This window comes from Sphingobium sp. KCTC 72723 (assembly GCF_014280435.1).
Taxonomy (GTDB): Bacteria; Pseudomonadota; Alphaproteobacteria; order Sphingomonadales; family Sphingomonadaceae; genus Sphingobium.
In genome coordinates, this window is the sequence record NZ_CP060388.1 from 1,671,879 (window position 1) to 1,689,117 (window position 17,239).

A 17,239-nucleotide genomic window follows, 5' to 3' on the forward strand; every position below is an offset into this window, starting at 1 on the left:
TGCCCTGCCCGTTGGCTATTGTGCCACTCAGTGCGGCTTCGACGCAAACCAGATGTGATGGAAATCATCCTGGCTACCGGCAAAGGCAGGAACGCGCCGTTCCTCGACATCGAACCCGGCCTCGGCCAGCCGCGCGTCGAAATCCGCAGCCGGATAGGCCGACCATATCGCCAGCACACCGCCAACGGTCAGCGCGGCATAGGCCGACCGCAATCCCCATGGGCAATAAAGCCGCTCATTTTCCGCCTGGATCAACCCGTCCGGGCCATTGTCGACGTCCAGCAGGATCGCGTCATACCTGTCCGTCGCCCCCGCAATCACATCATGCACATCCGCCACTTCGATGGTCAGGCGGGGATCGGACAGATGATCGCGGAAAATATGCGCCAGCGGCCCTTTGGCCCAGGTCACGATCTTGGGGACCAGCTCCGCCACGGTAATGGCCGACCGGGGCGACCATGCGGATAACGCCGCGCCCAGCGTAAACCCCATGCCCAGCCCGCCGATCAGCACCTGTCCATGCCCATCGGCCAGCCGATCGCAGGTCAGCGTCGCCAATGCTTCTTCCGAAACATGGTCGCAACTGCCCATCAGTTCTTCCGAACCATATTGAATCGAAAAATCATTTCCCGATTTCAACAGGCGCAATTGTCCACCGCCCGGAATGTCCGCAATGTCGATAATCTCTACAGGATCAGAAACGTCCGTTTGATATGCATCTGCATCGGCGGATAAGGGTCGAACATGGTCGGCGCGATTTATCTGCCCATCGGCACTATGTATCTGGTCCAGAAATCATCCTTCATATGCGGTCATGCCGACAATCGACATTCTATCGAAATGGCAATCCGTGCAGAACGCCCGGCATAGCGCCTTATTTGCGCGCCTTGCGTGCGGCATAGCGCGCGTCACGCGCTGCCTTGCGCTCGGCCTCGGTCATGACGACCGGCGCGGACGCAGCCTTTGCCGCCTCGTCTGCCGCAGCAGCCTGCTCGGCTTCCGCCCGGCGCGCTGCCGCAGCGGCTTCGCGTTCGCGCAATGTCGCTTCGCGCCGCTCACGCGCCGCTGCTTCCTTGGCAAGCCGGTTGGCCAGCCGCTGCGCCTGCTCGGCTTCGTCCACAGGAGGTTTGTCGCGCAACCGCTCCAGCGCCTTTTGCTTGGCGTCCTTGGCTGCTGCGACCCGGTCCTGAAATCCGGGTTCCTTATATCCTCGCATAAATCCGCATCATTCCTTCTTAGTTGGTCCAAAGCCAGACTGGCGATATCGAACCACCCGGCGCGTCAAATCCTGCTGCGACATCCCTCTGGCCTTGGCCCATCGCAAATCCCGATAGCAGTGCATCAGGCACCCCAGCCGAACCCGAATGTACGCGCTGCCAGAGAGAATATTCGACTGTCAAAGCCAAATGACTGGTGCCGCTTACAGCACTCAAGCCTGTGATCTTCGCATTACAAAGGCCATGCTGACACGCCGAAGTTGACGGCCCTGTGCGTGGCTTCGCACATAAAAGCAAGGAAAAACCGGCGCTGACCCTGCCTCTGGTCAGATCAGCAGGATATCTTCCGGTGCCAACAAGGGTTTGTCGGTAAAGGCTGCGATAATGACTGCGGCCTGTCCGCCGGCGCCATCGGCGTCGTACAGCAAATGCCCCTTGGACTGATTATAGATCAAATGCTGCCCCGCAGCCGTCGCCTTGGCACCATAGGTCAGCTCGCCCAGGTCGAGGATGCCCAGTCCATAAACGCCAAGCGATGCGAACGCTTCGACCGAGATTTCAATCCGGTCTTCGCCTTTGACAAACCCCTTCACGCGATCATGCAAAGTGCCGCCGACGGAAAAGCGGAAAGTGTCGAAGCCTGCGCCACCCACCAGCGTATCCTGCCCGGCGCCGCCATCCAGAATATCGTCGCCGATGCCCCCGGACAGGGTGTCCGACCCGGCACCGCCATATAGCGTGTCATTGCCCGTCTGCCCGCCGATGCTGTCATCGCCATCGCCGCCATATAACGTGTCGTTGCCGCCCCAGCCGAACAGTTGATCGTCATCGCCCAGTCCATAGACGAAGTCGGCATTATCCCCGCCGGCCAGAATGTCCGCATCGTCCGTCCCGATGATCGGCAATGTCGCGAAAAGGTCCGTCACGGCGCGGTCGCCATCGGCGAACCGGAATGTTTCGACGTCCGACACAGTATCGGTGCCATCACTGTCCGGCCCTGCCCGCAAGTCGGCGATCGTCAGCAAATCGCCCGACTGGCTGATCGCATAGTCGGCAAAATCCCCGCTGAAAATCGCGATGTCGGTGCCTTGGCCACCAAAGAGAACGTCGTCGCCGATGCCGCCCTGAAGCACGTCATCCCCATCGGTAAAATCGGATATGAAGGCAATATCGCTGATGAAGGCCAGTTGCTGGCTGCCAAGGCCATTGCTGTAGGCAATGCGGATCATATGTGCCGGTCCCTGCACCTCGACCAGGACCGATCCGTTTTGCGTGGCCGACGATTCATCGGAAGCCGGACCGGCAGTCACAGTCTGGCCAGTGACGATGTCATCGCCCGCAGCGGTCAGCTTCACAGCAACGGACAGCCCCGCCGCATCGAACGCTTCCACCGACACTATGTCCTGCCAACTTGCGCTGTCGATGTCGTTCAGCCGGAAACTGATGCCCGAAACATCGGCGTCATCGCCGCTCGCCGCCAATGAAAAGGCCAGGCTGACATCGGCCACATTGGGCGCTCCGCCGGTCAGCATCAGCGCGGACGTCTGACCGAAGGGTTCGCCTGATACCGTATATTGCTGATAATCGACGATGATAGCCGACACCAGAGCGCCCCGGTTCTCCACTGTGCCGCTGACCGTGATCCCGTTCGTGGTGCCGCTGAATGTTGGCCCTACGGCAGATTCCGGTGCGCCTATCTCGATCCAGCGAAAACCGTCATACTCGACTGCCCCGCCCGGCAGGCCGCCGCCATAGAGCATGTCATTGCCAGCGCCACCGAACAGATCGTCGTCATTGGCCCCGCCCATCAGCACGTCATTGCCCGCATCGCCGTGCAGCATGTCGTCGCCGCCCGCGCCCTGAAGATCGTCGGCACCGGCATCGCCATGCAACAGATCGTCGCCCAGACGACCGATGACCAGGTCATTTCCATCCCCGCCGTAAAGCGCGTCATTGCCCTCACCGCCATAAAGGCTGTCGGCACCGCCCCCGCCTTCGATCATATCGTCCCCACCGATGCCCGCGATGGAATCGATGAAATCGGAACCGATGATGTCGTCAGCGCCACTCGTACCGAACAATGTTGCAAAGGTGACATCGACCGCCAGCGTGCGCACTATCGCCGTTCCATCGGTTACGCCATTGTCACGAATGGTCACGGTCAAGGTGATAAGCGGCTCGCTCTCGAAATCTATCGCAGCCCCGGCGCGCAGATAAATCTCCGTGCCGCTAATATAAAATCGGTCGGCGCCCGGCCCGTCCAACAGGATTTCATGGCCTTCGTTCAGCAAATCCTCGTCAACAATCTGCACATTGGCGACAAGAATATCGGTCAAGCGGTTGCTATGTTCCGCGACACTTTGCGGGCCAGTGATATCGACGAACACGGGCAGTTCAGGCACATCATCGGCAACAAAATAGAGCAGGTCGCCCAGCGCGTTGCCTTCGGGGTCGACATAGTCGACATAGACGTAAAATTCCTTGTAGAATTCATAGCTGGACTGCTCGGCAATCACCAATTGCCCCATGTCGTTCACGGCAAACAGGTCGTTCCTGATCTGATATTGGAATGCATCGTCGCCATAATAGGCATAGACGGTAATGTCCGTGATGTCCGGCAAGGCGCCGTCCGCGCTGCGCATCCCCAATTGGCCCACGACCGTCCCAACGACCATGTTTTCCGGCAGATAGGCGTCGATCGACAGGTTGCGACCGTCCAGCGTCAATCCGGTCGCGCCAGTCGATGCCAGTTCCGTGATAGAATAGCCGCCATCGGCGAAGATCGCATATTGCGGATTGAGGATCAGGTCGGTGCCATCCGGTCCGCCGGGCCTAAGGTCCGTGATCTGGACCTGCGCGGGCGTGGATTCCCCGCCATAACCGCCATATCCCCCGGACGACGCGGGCGTATAGACGATGCTGTAATCGCTGCGATTGCCGGAATAGGCGACCGTACCCCGATCGTAACTGTCGTCGCCTGCCGTCGCGACAAAGATATCCTGCACGCCATCTGTGGCGACCGCTATGTCATCGCCATCGGTGCCATCGGTTCGCACCGCATAATTGGGCGCATCCGTAACCCCGATCAGGACGGGCGTATCCACGCTGTTACCATCCAAATCCGTCACGCGGATCGTCACGCTATAGGCGCCACCGGGAACATTGGCGTCCAGCACGGCACCCTGGGTCAGGCGCAGGCCATCGCCGGATATGAAAAACCGCCCGTCCGCATCGTCCAGCAAGGTATAGGTGAACATGTCCCCGGCATCGGCATCCGTCGCACTCAGGCGGGCGACGCGCAATCCGGAACGGGCGTCTTCGGACACGAATATCTGAGCCACGGACCCGTCAACGGTCAAGCTGTTTACAAGAAGATCGGTAGGTGCGGGCATGGAACGACTCCGGGACAGAGGCTGTCAAGCGATCGGCGCGACCCGGATTTTGTTGCCGAAGCGATACAGAATGTCCGCCCGTTAAGCAAACGCCAAAGCGCTATATTATCCTGCGCGCAGGAGCGACTGTCCCAAATCGACAATCGCGGTAGCGGGATCTTTGGAAAGGCGCGCACGAAAGGATGGCGCAGCGACGCGACACCGCTGCTGCATCGCACCGTCGCTGGCTGCATCGATCAGGATAGATGCCAACGCTTCGGGCTGGCAACGGTCAGCCTCGCTTATGCCCACCATGATGCCCAACCCCCGTTGCGCCACCGCGCGGGCCGTCAGCCGCTTTTCGGCATCGTGCGGTAACAGGGCGATGGGCAGCCCGGCCGCCAGCGCAGAGGAAACCAGGCCGATCCCCCCCGCCGTCACGACCAGCCCTGCCAGACTGGCAATCTCAGCCGGTCGTAACGGCGCCTTTGCCAGCTCCACCCCGGCACGGCCCAGCGCCTGTGCGCCAGTCGCAGACATGCCCGGCATATAGGCAACGACTCGCCGCCCCCGCCCCGCGACGATTGCCAGCGCAGCTTCCAACGCATCGCTCCGCCCGCCCGCCCCGGCCGGATGATAGACGAAGATCGCCTCCCCCCCTTTGGCCTGTCCCGTCGGGCCGGACAGCATTGGTGCCAGCACGGGCGCAACCCGGTCATCGGCATAGGGGTCAAGTTCTGCGAACACGCATGGGCAAAGCGCCTCTGCCTGCGCAATATCGCCCAGTCGTTGCAAGGGTGACCGCCCCAATCGGGCGATGGCATGGTTGACGATGGCCAGCAGCGCCGCTTCCTCCACCACGGTCCTGTGGCCGGGGTCGAAAGCAGGAAAGCCCGGCAGGTGGGATGGCGGCACGGAAAATCCGGTGCCAACAGCGATGCGGGGAATTCGGCCCGCCGCCGCCAGTAGCGCGGCCGGGGCAAATTCGGCGATCAGCAAATCCGGCGCGACATCGGAAAACAGCCCCTCCCATGCGCGCAACAGATATTCCAACACCCCGGAATCAGCCATGCCGACCGCTGCCAATATATCGCCATAGCTATTTTGCACCGGCAAATGGGGCAGATCGCGCGTCAGCGTCAGCAGGCCGGGCCAAATGGGTGCCTGCCGCACGCGACCGGCTTCAGCCACGTCCCGTATCGCCCGCAAAGCGTCCGGCCGCTGGACCGCGAAGATCAGGTCATGACCATTGGCGACCAATGCCCGGCCAATGGCACCCAATTTGGTCACATGGCCCAGGTTGCCGCCCAGTTCGGATGCCAATATTATCCGCGCCATGATGCCATTAAGCTGGTTTCCCCATTTCCCCGTGCAAGACCATGGTGCCTATCCCGACGGGACAGCACAAGTCGTATGACAATATGGCACAGGTCGGGCCGCCTTGGCCGATTGCAGGAGCGTCGTGCCGCCCCCGCAATCATGACTTCCATTCAGAGCAGGAAATTTTCGGCAGAAAGGCTGCCGACATTCCCGACATTGATCAGGAAATCGGTAAAGCCATCGCCTCCCACATCGCCAGCGACATAGATGTCGCCGCCGTCGACGAAATAGCGCAATTCACCGGCAGTCCCACTATAGCGGCCATTGCGGATGAAGGTGAACGCGTCATCGCCTCCGCCCAAAATGGCGTCGATCCCGCTCAGGTCGATCATATCCTCGCCTGCCACGAAATCGGTGATCATATCGGTTTTCGTCTTGCCAGCGCTCAAATGATCCAGCGTCGCAAAGACGAACATGTCACTGCCCGCATTGCCGGTCAGTATGTCCGCGCCGCGTCCACCGACAAGCCTGTCATTGCCTGCGCCACCGATCAACGTATCGCGACCCTCACCGCCGTTCAGCACATCGTCGCCCGCACCGCCATCAATGATGTTGACGCCCTTGTCGCCGGTCAGCATGTCATCGAAACGCGACCCCACCAGATTTTCGATGCTGCGATATTTGTCGCCTGCCGCTTCCCCAGCATTGATGCCGATCAGGAAGTTGGCGGTCACGCCGCTCGCGGCATCGGCATAGCTGGCCGTGTCGCTACCAGCATCGCCGAACATGATGTCGGCGCCTTGTCCGCCGTTCAGCACGTCGTCGCCCGCACCGCCACGCATCAGGTCATTGCCAGAACCGCCGGACAGGATGTTGTTGCGGACATCGCCGGACAGGCTGTTGTCGCCATCGTCGCCCCGCACGACCGAAACGGCAATGGCCCCCGGAGAACCCGTTTCGCTATTGCCTTGCACATTGGCGATGGTGAAAGCGCCATCGACATTCTGGGCTGCCAGATTGCTCAGCAGGACATTGTTCAAACCCTCTGCATTGTCGAAAGTGGCAAGTGTCGGGGTCGGCGTTGCTGCCCCGAACGTCACGTTCGCCATGACGGTGCCAGCGGCATCGAACAGAATGACGGCGTCGCCACCCCCGCTAAGGCCAATGCCCGATCCGGTGTAGCTGCCGAACCGTACACCGGCAGGCATCGTGCCGTCGAACCAGTTGGCCAGGAATGCGGCGCTGGTCGAAGCCAGGTTGTTGGTTTGGAGGAAGATGATGGACTCGCCCGCCGCAACGGTGGTGACACCGTTCAGAGTGACCGAACTGCCAAAATTGCTGGAGTCATCGTCGACGCGCCAGCCGGAAATGGTCACTGCGTCATCGCTGAAGTTGGTGATTTCGAACCAGTCCACGCCGACCGGGCTGTCGCCGCTCGACCATGGTGCCACTTCGGTGATGCGAATGGCCGGACCAGTGCCTTCATTGACGATGTTGTTGACCGCCAGCAGATAATCGACGCTGGCATCCGGCGTCGTGCCGACCGTAGGATCATCGACGGTGACGGAAACCGCGTAGCTGGCCTTGCTCTCGAAATCGAGGGCCGTGCCAGCCTTCAGGTAAAGGCCCATAGCGTCCACTTCGAAGAAAGCGGCATCCGTCCCGGTCAGGCCAAATGCGTTGGTGCCAAGGCCATCGTCGGCAACGGCGACATCGGCAACCTTGATCCGCGCCAGCGTGCTGCTGTTTTCATCAATTGCCGCGACGACATTGTCCAGGGCGATGGCAGTCGGTGCGGCATTGTCATCATTGATGATGGTGACGATGGTGCCGGGCGATCCCGTCTCGGTCGTGCCAAGTAGGGTCGCGACCTGAAAGGCACCGTTGACGCCCGGACTGCTCAACATTGTAACCCCGGCATTGTTGATGCCCTGGCTATTGTCGAACGTCGCCAGCGCAGGCGGCGTGCTGGCCGAACCGAAGGAGATGTTCGCGCGCAGCATGTTGGTGGCGTCGTAGAGGTTGACCTGATCCCCGCCGGTACTCAGGCCAATGCCCGAACCGTCATAAGTGCCGATCTGTAGGCCAGTCGGCAAAGTCCCGCCGAACCAGGTGTCGACGAAGGCGGCGACGTCGGACGCATCGCCGTTGATGAAGATGACGGATTCGCCCGCACCGATGCTGCCGATGCCGTTCAGTGCGACGGCCGCGACGGGCGACTGCGAATTGTCATCGACCTTCCATCCGGCGACGTCGATCGCAAGGCCTGTGCTATTGGTGACTTCGAACCAGTCGGCACCTACCGGGCTGTCGCCACTGGCCCAGGGCGCGACTTCCGATACGAACAATTTGCCGACCGTGCCGGGCGAACCGATTTCCACCGTCGCCTGCGTCGTGGTGATCGCAAAGGCGCCGTTGGTGCCGCTTTCGCTCATCGTTATGATCGCGCCATTGTTGATGGCACCGGCATTGTTGAATGTCGCGAACGGGCTGGCCGTCGGGGATGCGCCGAAACTGACACTGGCCTGCACTTCGCCTGCGGCGTTGAACAGGTTGACCTGGTCGCCGCCGGTGCTGAGGCCGATACCGCTGCCGGTATAGCTGCCGAACTGCACACCGACAGGGGTCACGCCACCGAACCAGCTGTTGATGAACGCCGTCTTGGCAGCTTCCAGATTGCTGGTTTCAAAGAAGATCACGGATTCGCGCGCACCGATGCTGGTGATCCCGTTGAGCGCGCGCGCATTGCTGAATGCGGCGGAGTCATCGTCCACTTTCCAACCCGTGATGTCGACCGCAGCCGCACCATTATTGGTGACTTCGAACCAGTCGAAGCCGATCGGGCTGTTGCCGCTGGACCAGGGGGCGACTTCGGAAATGAACAGCGTCGGCGCGCTGCTTTCGTTCGCAATATCGGACACGGTCAGCAGATAGTCGGCCGTGGCGTCGGGGCTGGTGCCGACATTGGCGTCGTCTACCGCGACGGTGACGGCATAGCTGGTTTTCGTCTCGAAATCGAGGACGGTTCCGGCCTTCAGGTAAAGGCCCGTGCTGTCGATTTCGAAGATAGCCGCGTCGGCCCCGGACAGGCTCAACGCATTGACGCCGATGCCGTCGTCGGTGACGAGTATGTCGGCGACTTTGAAGCGCTGCGCCGTGCCGGTATTTTCCTCAACGATGGTCAGCGCATTGCCCAGCGCGATCGCACTCGGTGCTGCATTGGGGAAATCGGCCGGGGCATAGACCCACAGTTGCGGATGGTCGGCATCACCGCCGCCATTTTCATTGACCACATAGATGAAGCCGTTGCTATCGACCGTAATGCCTTCATGCTGCTGATCGCTGACGCCCAGCGGATTGCCTGCGTCCGTCTGGATGACCAACTGACTCAGGATATTTCCGGCGCGATCGACCTCTATGATCTTGCCTTCTTCCTGGCTGATGATCAGCAAGTTCGCGGCATCCGCCCCGCTGGCTTCCGACGCCAGGTTGGACAATGCGAATATGTCGGCCACGTCCGACAGACCCAGCAGCGCGGGATCGAACAGATTGACCGCGTTTTCCGTGCTGGCCGATCCATTGCTCGCAATGTTGTTGGCGAAATCCAGCGTCGTCTGGAACACGCCGATCGGACTGGCTTCCTTGACGAAGATGAAGCCGCCGGTCAGCGGATCATAGGTCAGCCCTTCAAGCCCGATATTGGGCGAAAAAGTGCCAAGATTGACGACCTGCGCGTCATCCCGATCCTTGGTAGCGCCTGCCTCATAGGTTATCAGGACGGCATTGCGGTCGCGTTCCTCGGTAAAGACGAACTGGCCACCCCCGATATAGGTAATGCCTTCCGGATCGTAGAAAGCCGTGCCTTGCGGGCTGCTGCCTGCCCCCAGCGTCATCGTGCTGATCAACTGGCCGGTCTTGCTGACTTCCGTGATCGAACGCCCGCCATCGCCAATGAGGAACAGGGTGCCGCTATCCCAATTATAGGCCACACCGGACGCTTCCTGCCCCAGCAAGTTGCCGGTCGACGCCGTCGTGCGGGTGGGTTCAGGCAGGTCATAGCGACCGACGCGGACGTAATTCGAAAGATCCATGGAAAACTCCGAAGCATTGCGGTGGCATGTTATTCGGAGAATCGGCATGAAATACCCAATTCCACTTTACATCTTTGGAACTGAGAATCTGGTTATTTCCCCGTTAATCCCATCATCTAGGCAATCAAAATGACGCTTAGAGGCTGACTCATAAAGAAGCGTTTTGATTACAGTCGCGTGCGATTCTGCGGGTGATTTGGTTGACGGATGCGATGAAAAGCCAGGTGGTGGCGCTTTCGATGGTTCGCTCGAAGTCCTTGGCGAGGCGGCGGTTGCGGTTCAGCCATGCGATTGTCCGCTCGACTACCCAGCGGCGTGGCAGAAGCTTGAAGCCCTTGGCGGCGTCGGAGCGCTTAATTATGTCCAAGGTCCATGTGCCGATTTTGGTGAGCGCGGTGCGCAGTTTGTCCCCGGCATATCCCCCATCGGCGAAGACGTGACGCAACCACGGGAAGGTTTGGCGGATGCTGGCAAGGACGTCAGGCGCACCGTCGCGATCCTGGATATCGGCGGTGTGAACGATGGCACCGACCAGCAGGCCCTGCGTGTCTGTGACGATGTGCCGTTTGCGACCCTTGATCTTCTTGCCCGCGTCAAAGCCCCGTGGGCCGCCACTTTCTGTCGTTTTCACACTTTGGCTATCGATGACACCCGCGCTGGGAGAAGCTTCCCGACCCATCGCTTCACGTGCCATTAGCAGCAGGGCGTGGTTGATCGATTTCCACACACCCATTGCGCTCCATCGGTAGAAATAATGCTGTACAGTGGTCATGGGCGGAAATAGCCCTGGCGGCAGCATCCGCCACGGCAGGCCGCCCCGAAGCAGATAAAGGATCGCCTCGACAATCTGCCGGTAATCCCAAACTGGCGGACGACCGAGCTTCGAACGCGGTGGGAGCAGCGGTTCCAAAATCGCCCATTCCGCGTCAGTCAGATCACTTGGCAAAAGCAGTTCGGCTCTGGCATACTGCCGCCGGGTGGTGTCGGTCCACATGTGTCACTCCGTCGTCGTTTCGCAACTCCGACTGAATCACATCTCGCTGATATCACCCAACTTCTTTTTCGGTCAGCCTCTTAGATGACAATCGCTATGCAGCAGCGTGAAACTGGGACGGGCGATCGCATCCGGCACGCGGACAGGGTCGCAAGCTCATGGCATGATCGGCCACAATCCTCGGCGCGACCCCCTCCCCTGCGCAATCCAGCATGGCTGCATATTTTGCTCGGTGGTGCAGGGCGCGATTAGAACATATAGTGAACATATGTCCGATTCGTCCCCTGCCCTCCTGTTGTTGAAAGAAAGCCTGCAAAAGCTCGAACCGCGTCGATCCACTTCGCCTTCCGCGCTCTTTTTGCTGGGCCACGATCATATCGACGCACTGCTGGGCGGGGGGCTGGCGCGTGGGCGGCTGCATGAACTGTTCGCCGATGAAGGGGATGCAAGCAGCGGCGCAGGTGTGGCTGCATTGTTGAGCCTGCTCGCAGGGGAAGGGCGACCTTTTCTGTGGTTGCGGACCGAAGCGATGCAGAAACGCGCGGGACAAATTCATGCAGGCGGGCTTGTGGAACTGGGCATCGACCCGGCCAGACTACTGCTGGTGCTGGTCCCAGACGAAGCCACGCTGCTCCACGCCGCAGCGGAGGCGGCGCGCTGTTCAGGGCTGGGCGCGCTGCTGGTCGAGGGATGGGGTGCGATGCGCGGGCTGAACCTGACCGCCAGCCGTCGCCTCATGCTGGCTGCCGAAGCATCCGGCGTCACCCTGTTCCTGCTGCGAATAGCCGCCGATCCTGCACCCGGCGCCGCCGACACGCGCTGGCGGGTGAGTGCTGCGCCCTCGGTCGCATTAGAGGCCAATGCGCCGGGTATGGCGCTGTTTCAAATCGAATTGTTGCGCCGCCGCGCCGGTCCTCCTGCCGGTCCATGGCGTATGGAGTGGGACCGTGACCGACTATGTTTCAGACATCCCGCCGATGGCCGAGTCATGGGAGGGAGAGAGCATGACGATAGCGATACCGATCGCTCGCAATCGCCGCTATCTCGCCCTGTTCTTCCCTTGGCTCCCGGCGGAACGGCTGCGGCTGACCCGCCGCCCTATGTCCGCCGCGCAGGATGATCGCCCGCGCGCTTTCGTCGAGAAGCAGCATGGCGCACTGCGACTGGTGGCCGTGGATGAGGCAGCGGCGGCGTTGGGCCTGTCGCCCGGCCTGTCGATGGCAGACGCCCGTGCTCGCGTGCCTGACATCGACCTGTTCGATCATGCACCCCATGATGATCAGGACTGGCTGGAACGACTGGCTGACGGTTGCGCCCGCTATACGCCCACGGTTGCGCTCAATCCCCCCGATGGGCTGATACTCGACACCACTGGCTGTGATCATCTGTTTGGTGGGGAAGCGGGACTGTCCAGCGATCTGGAACGACGCCTGACCCGGTTGGGCGTCACCGCGCGCCATGCCTATGCCGCCACGCCAGAGGGTGCGCGTGCATTGGCCCGGCATGTCGCAGGACCAGCCTGCGACGAGGACAGCGCCATCCGCCGCCTGCCTGTCGCCGCGCTGGAACTGGAGGAGGAAGCCACACTGGCATTACGCCGGGCGGGCCTAAAGACCATCGGTGACGTTGCCCGTCGGCCGATGTCATCCATCGCTGCCCGTTTCGGCGCGCACGCTGTCATGGCGATCCGCCGGATATTGGGAGAAGCCGACAGCGCACTGGCACCCCGGCGGGTCGTTCCGCCGCTGGGCGTGGAACGGCGCTTCGCCGAACCTGTGGCTCGTACTGAGACTATACTGACTATCTTGGCGGAACTGGCGGGGGAAGCGGCCCTTTTGCTGAAGGAAAAAGGCCATGGCGGTCGGCATTTCGAGGCACTGTTTTTCCGCACCGATGGCCTTGTCCGCCGTCTTGCCGTGGAAACCGGCGCGCCTATGCGCGATGTGCCTGCTTTGATGCGGTTGATGCGGGAGCGGATCGACAGCCTGAACGATCCCATTGATCCCGGCTTCGGTTTCGACCTGCTAAGGTTGAATGTGCCGTTGAGCGAACCGCTGGGCGCATCGCAGCTCCGGCTGGAAGGTGGCGCGACCGGCGAGGCAGCCGTAACCGCACTGGTCGAACGGCTGAGCGCCCGGCTGGGCCGTGCGCGGATCCGCCGCTTTGACGCGCGCGACAGCCATATACCCGAACAGGCCGAACTTACCCTGCCCGCGCTTGATCCGCCCCCATCCCACCCTTGGCCATCGCCGCAGCAGGGCGAACCGCCTCTGCGCCCCATTCACCTGTTCGATCCGCCCCAGTCGATAGATGTGCTGGGCGCGGAAGTCCCCGATGGCCCGCCACGCCGTTTCCGTTGGCGGCGCGCCCTGCATGAAGTCGCCCGTTTCGAGGGGCCGGAACGGATCGCCGGGGAATGGTGGCGTCGGCGGCCCGGCTCCATATTGCTGACTGACGACAAGGGCGATGAGCATGTCCGCTATCTTCTTGGCGACGCATCCAGCCATGTGCGGGATTATTACCGGGTGGAGGACCGGCGCGGTCGCCGCTTCTGGATTTTCCGGCTAGGTTTTTTCGAAGCGGACAAGCCCATGCCGCACTGGTATTTGCACGGCCTGTTCGCATGAGCCGGGGACGTGATCCGGGGCCGGAGGAAGCTGCAAACCAGCCTGTTACGCTCGATGTTGCGCTGCGCACGCGATCAGCCGGACCGATATCGCCTGAACCCGGCTTTATGGAACTGGTGGCCGCGACCAATTACAGCTTCCTGCGTGGCGCATCCCATCCTGCCGACATGGTGGCGCAAGCGTTGGCGTTTGGCCATGCGGGCATCGGCATTGCCGATCGCAACAGTGTGGCGGGGGTGGTGCGGGCATGGAGCGCACTTAAATCGGTGCGCCGGATGCTGGCGGAAGATGCCGGCGACCAGAATATCCGCCCCAGCGAAACAGCGGATCAGGCTCAGGAGCGTCGTCATCGCGCAGAACAAGCGTTGCCGCTGGCGGATGCCTTCCGCCTCGTCACCGGCGCGCGCCTCTGTTTTGCCGATGGCACGCCGGACATTATTGCCTATCCCATGAACCGTCATGGCTGGGGCCGACTGACACGCCTGCTCAGCCATGGTAATTTGAAAGACGGTGTGCAGAAGGGCAATTGCATCCTGCACCTGTCCGACCTGATCGACCATGCGCAGGACATGGTGCTGATCGCCATGGCGGGGGAAAAGGACGCGCAATTGCTCGCTACGCTGGCGCGGGCGGTGCCGGGTGCGTTGTCGATCGGCGTCACGATGCCGCGCGCAGGATCGGATCGGCGTCGCCTGGCCCGGATGGCATTGATGGCGCAGCGGCTGGGCCTGCCGCTGCTGGCCACTTGCGATGCGCTTTATGCCATGCCGCAGGATCGCCCGCTGCATGACGTAGTGACATGTATCCGGGAAGGCACGACCCTGCGCGAAGCAGGGCGACGGCTGGAGGCCAATGCGGAACGGCACTTGAAACCCGCACGCGAAATGGCGCGCCTGTTCCGCGATTGGCCAGCGGCAGTGACCGCCTGGCGCGACGTGCTGGACCGGATCACCTTCGATCTGAGACAATTGACCTACGAATATCCCCATGAGCCGGTGCCGGATGGATGGGAGGCACAGGACTGGCTGGAACATGAAGTGTTACGGCTGGCGGGAAATGCTTTCCCCGATGGCATACCGGCCAGGGTCCACGCCATGCTGGATGAGGAGTTCGCCCTGATCCGCAGCCGCAACTATGCCTGCTATTTCCTGACCGTTTACGACGCGGTAAAGTTTGCCCGCAGCCTTGATCCGCCGATCCTGTGTCAGGGGCGCGGGTCGGCAGCCAATTCAGCAGTCTGCTATTATCTGGGCATTACCTCGGTCGATCCGACGCAGCACAACCTGCTCTTTTCCCGCTTCATTTCTGAGGACCGCGACGAACCGCCCGACATTGACGTGGATTTCGAGCATGAACGGCGCGAGGAAGTGATCCAGCATATCTATGCCCGTTATGGCCGCGAACGCGCTGCAATCGCCGCGACCGTCATCCACTATCGCCCGCGCAGCACGGTGCGGGAAGTCGGCAAGGTATTGGGCTTGTCGGAGGATGTCACTGCGCGGATCGGCAGCACTGTCTGGGGCAGCCACGCCAGCGGCATGGAGGAAAGACGGTTCCGCGACGCGGGATTGGACGTCGCCAACCCTATCGTCATGCAATTGAAGGAACTGGTCGATCGCCTGCTCACCTTCCCGCGTCACCTGTCCCAGCATGTCGGCGGCTTCGTACTGACGCAGGATCGGCTGGATGAAACCGTGCCGATCCATCATGCCGCAATGGAAAATCGCACCTTCATCGAATGGGACAAGGATGACATCGACGCGCTGGGGCTGATGAAGGTCGATGTCCTGGCGCTGGGAATGCTCAGTTGCATCCGCAAAGGATTCGCTTTGATGGATCGTCACGGGCTTGGCACCATGACGCTGGCGTCCGTGCCGGGAGAGGCCGGTCCAGTCTATGACATGTTGTGTCGCGGTGACAGCGTTGGTGTGTTCCAGGTTGAAAGTCGCGCGCAAATCAACATGCTGCCCCGCCTGCGCCCGCGCACCTTTTACGATCTGGCCGTGCAAGTGGCGATCGTCCGTCCCGGCCCGATCGAGGGCGATATGGTCCACCCTTATCTTCAACGCCGCGCGGAAGCGCGCGATGGCAAGCCGCCATCCTGGCGCTTTCCTTCCCCCGCGCCGCCGCATCCTGCCGATGAATTGCATGGCGTCCTGGGCGATACTTATGGCGTCCCGCTATTTCAGGAACAGGCGATGAAGCTGGCCATTACCGCTGCCGAATTCACATCCGGCGAAGCAAACAAGCTGCGCCGCGCCATGGCAACCTTTCGCAATATCGGCACGATCGGCGAATTTGAGGAGAAGATGGTCAAGGGCATGATCGCGCGGGGGTATGATCGCGCCTTTGCCCAACGCTGCTACGACCAGATCAAGGGCTTTGGCAGCTATGGTTTCCCCGAAAGCCATGCCATCTCCTTTGCCCGGCTGGTCTATGTATCGGCATGGCTCAAATGCTATCAGCCTGCGGTATTTGCCGCCGCTCTGCTCAATGCCCAACCGATGGGCTTCTACGCTCCGGCCCAGATCGTGCGAGACGCGATCGAACATGGCGTCATGGTGCGCGACATCGACATCAATGCCAGCGACTGGGACAATGGGCTGGAACCAATCGAACCCAGCGATCCTCAGGCAGCCAAACGCTGGACCCCGGCCAATCCACGCTGGGGGGACATCGTCTCGCGTCACCGACAGGACGGCGCGTTTGCGATGCGGCTGGGCTTTCGTCAGATCGACGGCTTTCGGGAACTTTGGGGAAAAGCCATCACTGCCGAGCGAATGGCAGGCGGCCCTTTCACCACTATGGAGGAACTGGGCCGACGGGTGCGATTGCCTGTGCGTGCGCTGCACTTGCTGGCCGATGCCGATGCGTGCCGTTCGACCGGACAAGATCGGCGGGATGCGGCTTGGGACGTGCGCCGAATGCCATCGGGGGAACTGCCCCTCTTCGCTGCTGCCCGCGCCCGCGAATTGGGAGAGGAAAAGGACGCGGCGCTACCGCCCATGCCCCTGTCCGAAGCCGTGGCGGCTGACTATCAATTGACGCGCCTGTCGCTCAAGCAGCATCCGATGGCCTTCCTGCGCCCCGTCTTTCGCGACGAAGGCCTGTTATCCTGCCACCAGATTGGCGAGGTGAAAAATGGCACGCGCGCAAAGGTCGTGGGCGTGGTGCTGGTGCGTCAGCGGCCTGGCAAGGGCAATGCGATATTCGCCACTCTGGAGGATGAAACGGGTATTGTGAACATCCTGCTCTGGGCCAGAATGCTGGAACGCTATCGCCTGCCACTCATGGCAGCGCGTGTCATGGAAGCGCATGGCGTGGTCCAGCGATCACGCGAAGGGCCGGTCGATGTTGTGCATTTGATGGCAGATCGCATCGTTGATCGCACGGCGGAACTCAGCCGCCTCTCACAGGACCATATTACGTCTATCGAGGCTGGATCGGGCGATAAAGCCGTACATCCAGTCATGTCGCGCAGTCGCGCTCACAGCCATCCACGCGACGTACGTGTCCTTCCCGGCTCAAGGGATTTTCATTAATCTCATCAATGCAGTCATGCTGTCATGCAAAGGGTTGAAGAACGGGCATCATGATCGACCAAAAGCAGGTGGCAAGT

9 protein-coding genes are annotated in these 17,239 nt (G+C 61.2%); 3 read left to right on the forward strand and 6 right to left on the reverse strand.

Features of this window, described 5'->3' with window-relative positions:
* Positions 1 to 27: 27 nt before the first annotated feature.
* The 6 genes from SPBM01_RS08385 to SPBM01_RS08410 form a co-directional block, all read right to left on the reverse strand.
* Positions 28 to 639, reverse strand: coding sequence for a spermidine synthase (locus SPBM01_RS08385; protein ID WP_262504368.1), 612 nt, complete (start codon positions 637 to 639; stop codon positions 28 to 30).
* A gap of 235 nt (positions 640 to 874) precedes the next feature.
* Complete coding sequence (locus SPBM01_RS08390; RefSeq protein WP_188065022.1) at positions 875 to 1,216, reverse strand: DUF6481 family protein; 342 nt, start codon at positions 1,214 to 1,216, stop codon at positions 875 to 877.
* 327 nt (positions 1,217 to 1,543) lie between these two features.
* A complete protein-coding gene (locus SPBM01_RS08395; RefSeq protein WP_188065024.1) occupies positions 1,544 to 4,609 on the reverse strand; it encodes a cadherin domain-containing protein in 3,066 nt (1,021 codons plus the stop codon).
* A 105-nt stretch (positions 4,610 to 4,714) separates the two neighbouring features.
* On the reverse strand, positions 4,715 to 5,911 hold the full coding sequence (locus tag SPBM01_RS08400; protein WP_223177803.1) for a glycosyltransferase: 1,197 nt from the start codon (positions 5,909 to 5,911) through the stop codon (positions 4,715 to 4,717).
* Between the two features lie 167 nt (positions 5,912 to 6,078).
* Entirely contained in the window at positions 6,079 to 9,999 is a 3,921-nt protein-coding gene (locus SPBM01_RS08405) for a lamin tail domain-containing protein (protein ID WP_188065027.1), read from the reverse strand.
* 148 nt (positions 10,000 to 10,147) lie between these two features.
* Positions 10,148 to 10,993, reverse strand: coding sequence for an IS5 family transposase (locus SPBM01_RS08410; protein WP_188062258.1), 846 nt, complete (start codon positions 10,991 to 10,993; stop codon positions 10,148 to 10,150).
* 268 nt (positions 10,994 to 11,261) lie between these two features.
* On the opposite strand from SPBM01_RS08410, the gene SPBM01_RS08415 reads away from it, so the two are divergent.
* From SPBM01_RS08415 to SPBM01_RS08425, 3 genes are read left to right on the forward strand one after another with little or no spacing between them, the layout of a single operon-like run.
* A complete protein-coding gene (locus SPBM01_RS08415; protein WP_188065029.1) occupies positions 11,262 to 12,113 on the forward strand; it encodes an ImuA family protein in 852 nt (283 codons plus the stop codon).
* Positions 11,998 to 13,620 (forward strand): Y-family DNA polymerase, encoded by a 1,623-nt coding sequence (locus SPBM01_RS08420; RefSeq protein WP_262504369.1) that lies wholly within the window; start codon positions 11,998 to 12,000, stop codon positions 13,618 to 13,620. The genes SPBM01_RS08415 and SPBM01_RS08420 overlap by 116 nt, the downstream gene beginning before the upstream one ends.
* Positions 13,617 to 17,162: an error-prone DNA polymerase gene (locus SPBM01_RS08425; protein WP_188065031.1), complete on the forward strand. Its 3,546-nt coding sequence runs from the start codon at positions 13,617 to 13,619 to the stop codon at positions 17,160 to 17,162. The genes SPBM01_RS08420 and SPBM01_RS08425 overlap by 4 nt, the downstream gene beginning before the upstream one ends.
* The last annotated feature ends 77 nt before the right edge of the window (positions 17,163 to 17,239 follow it).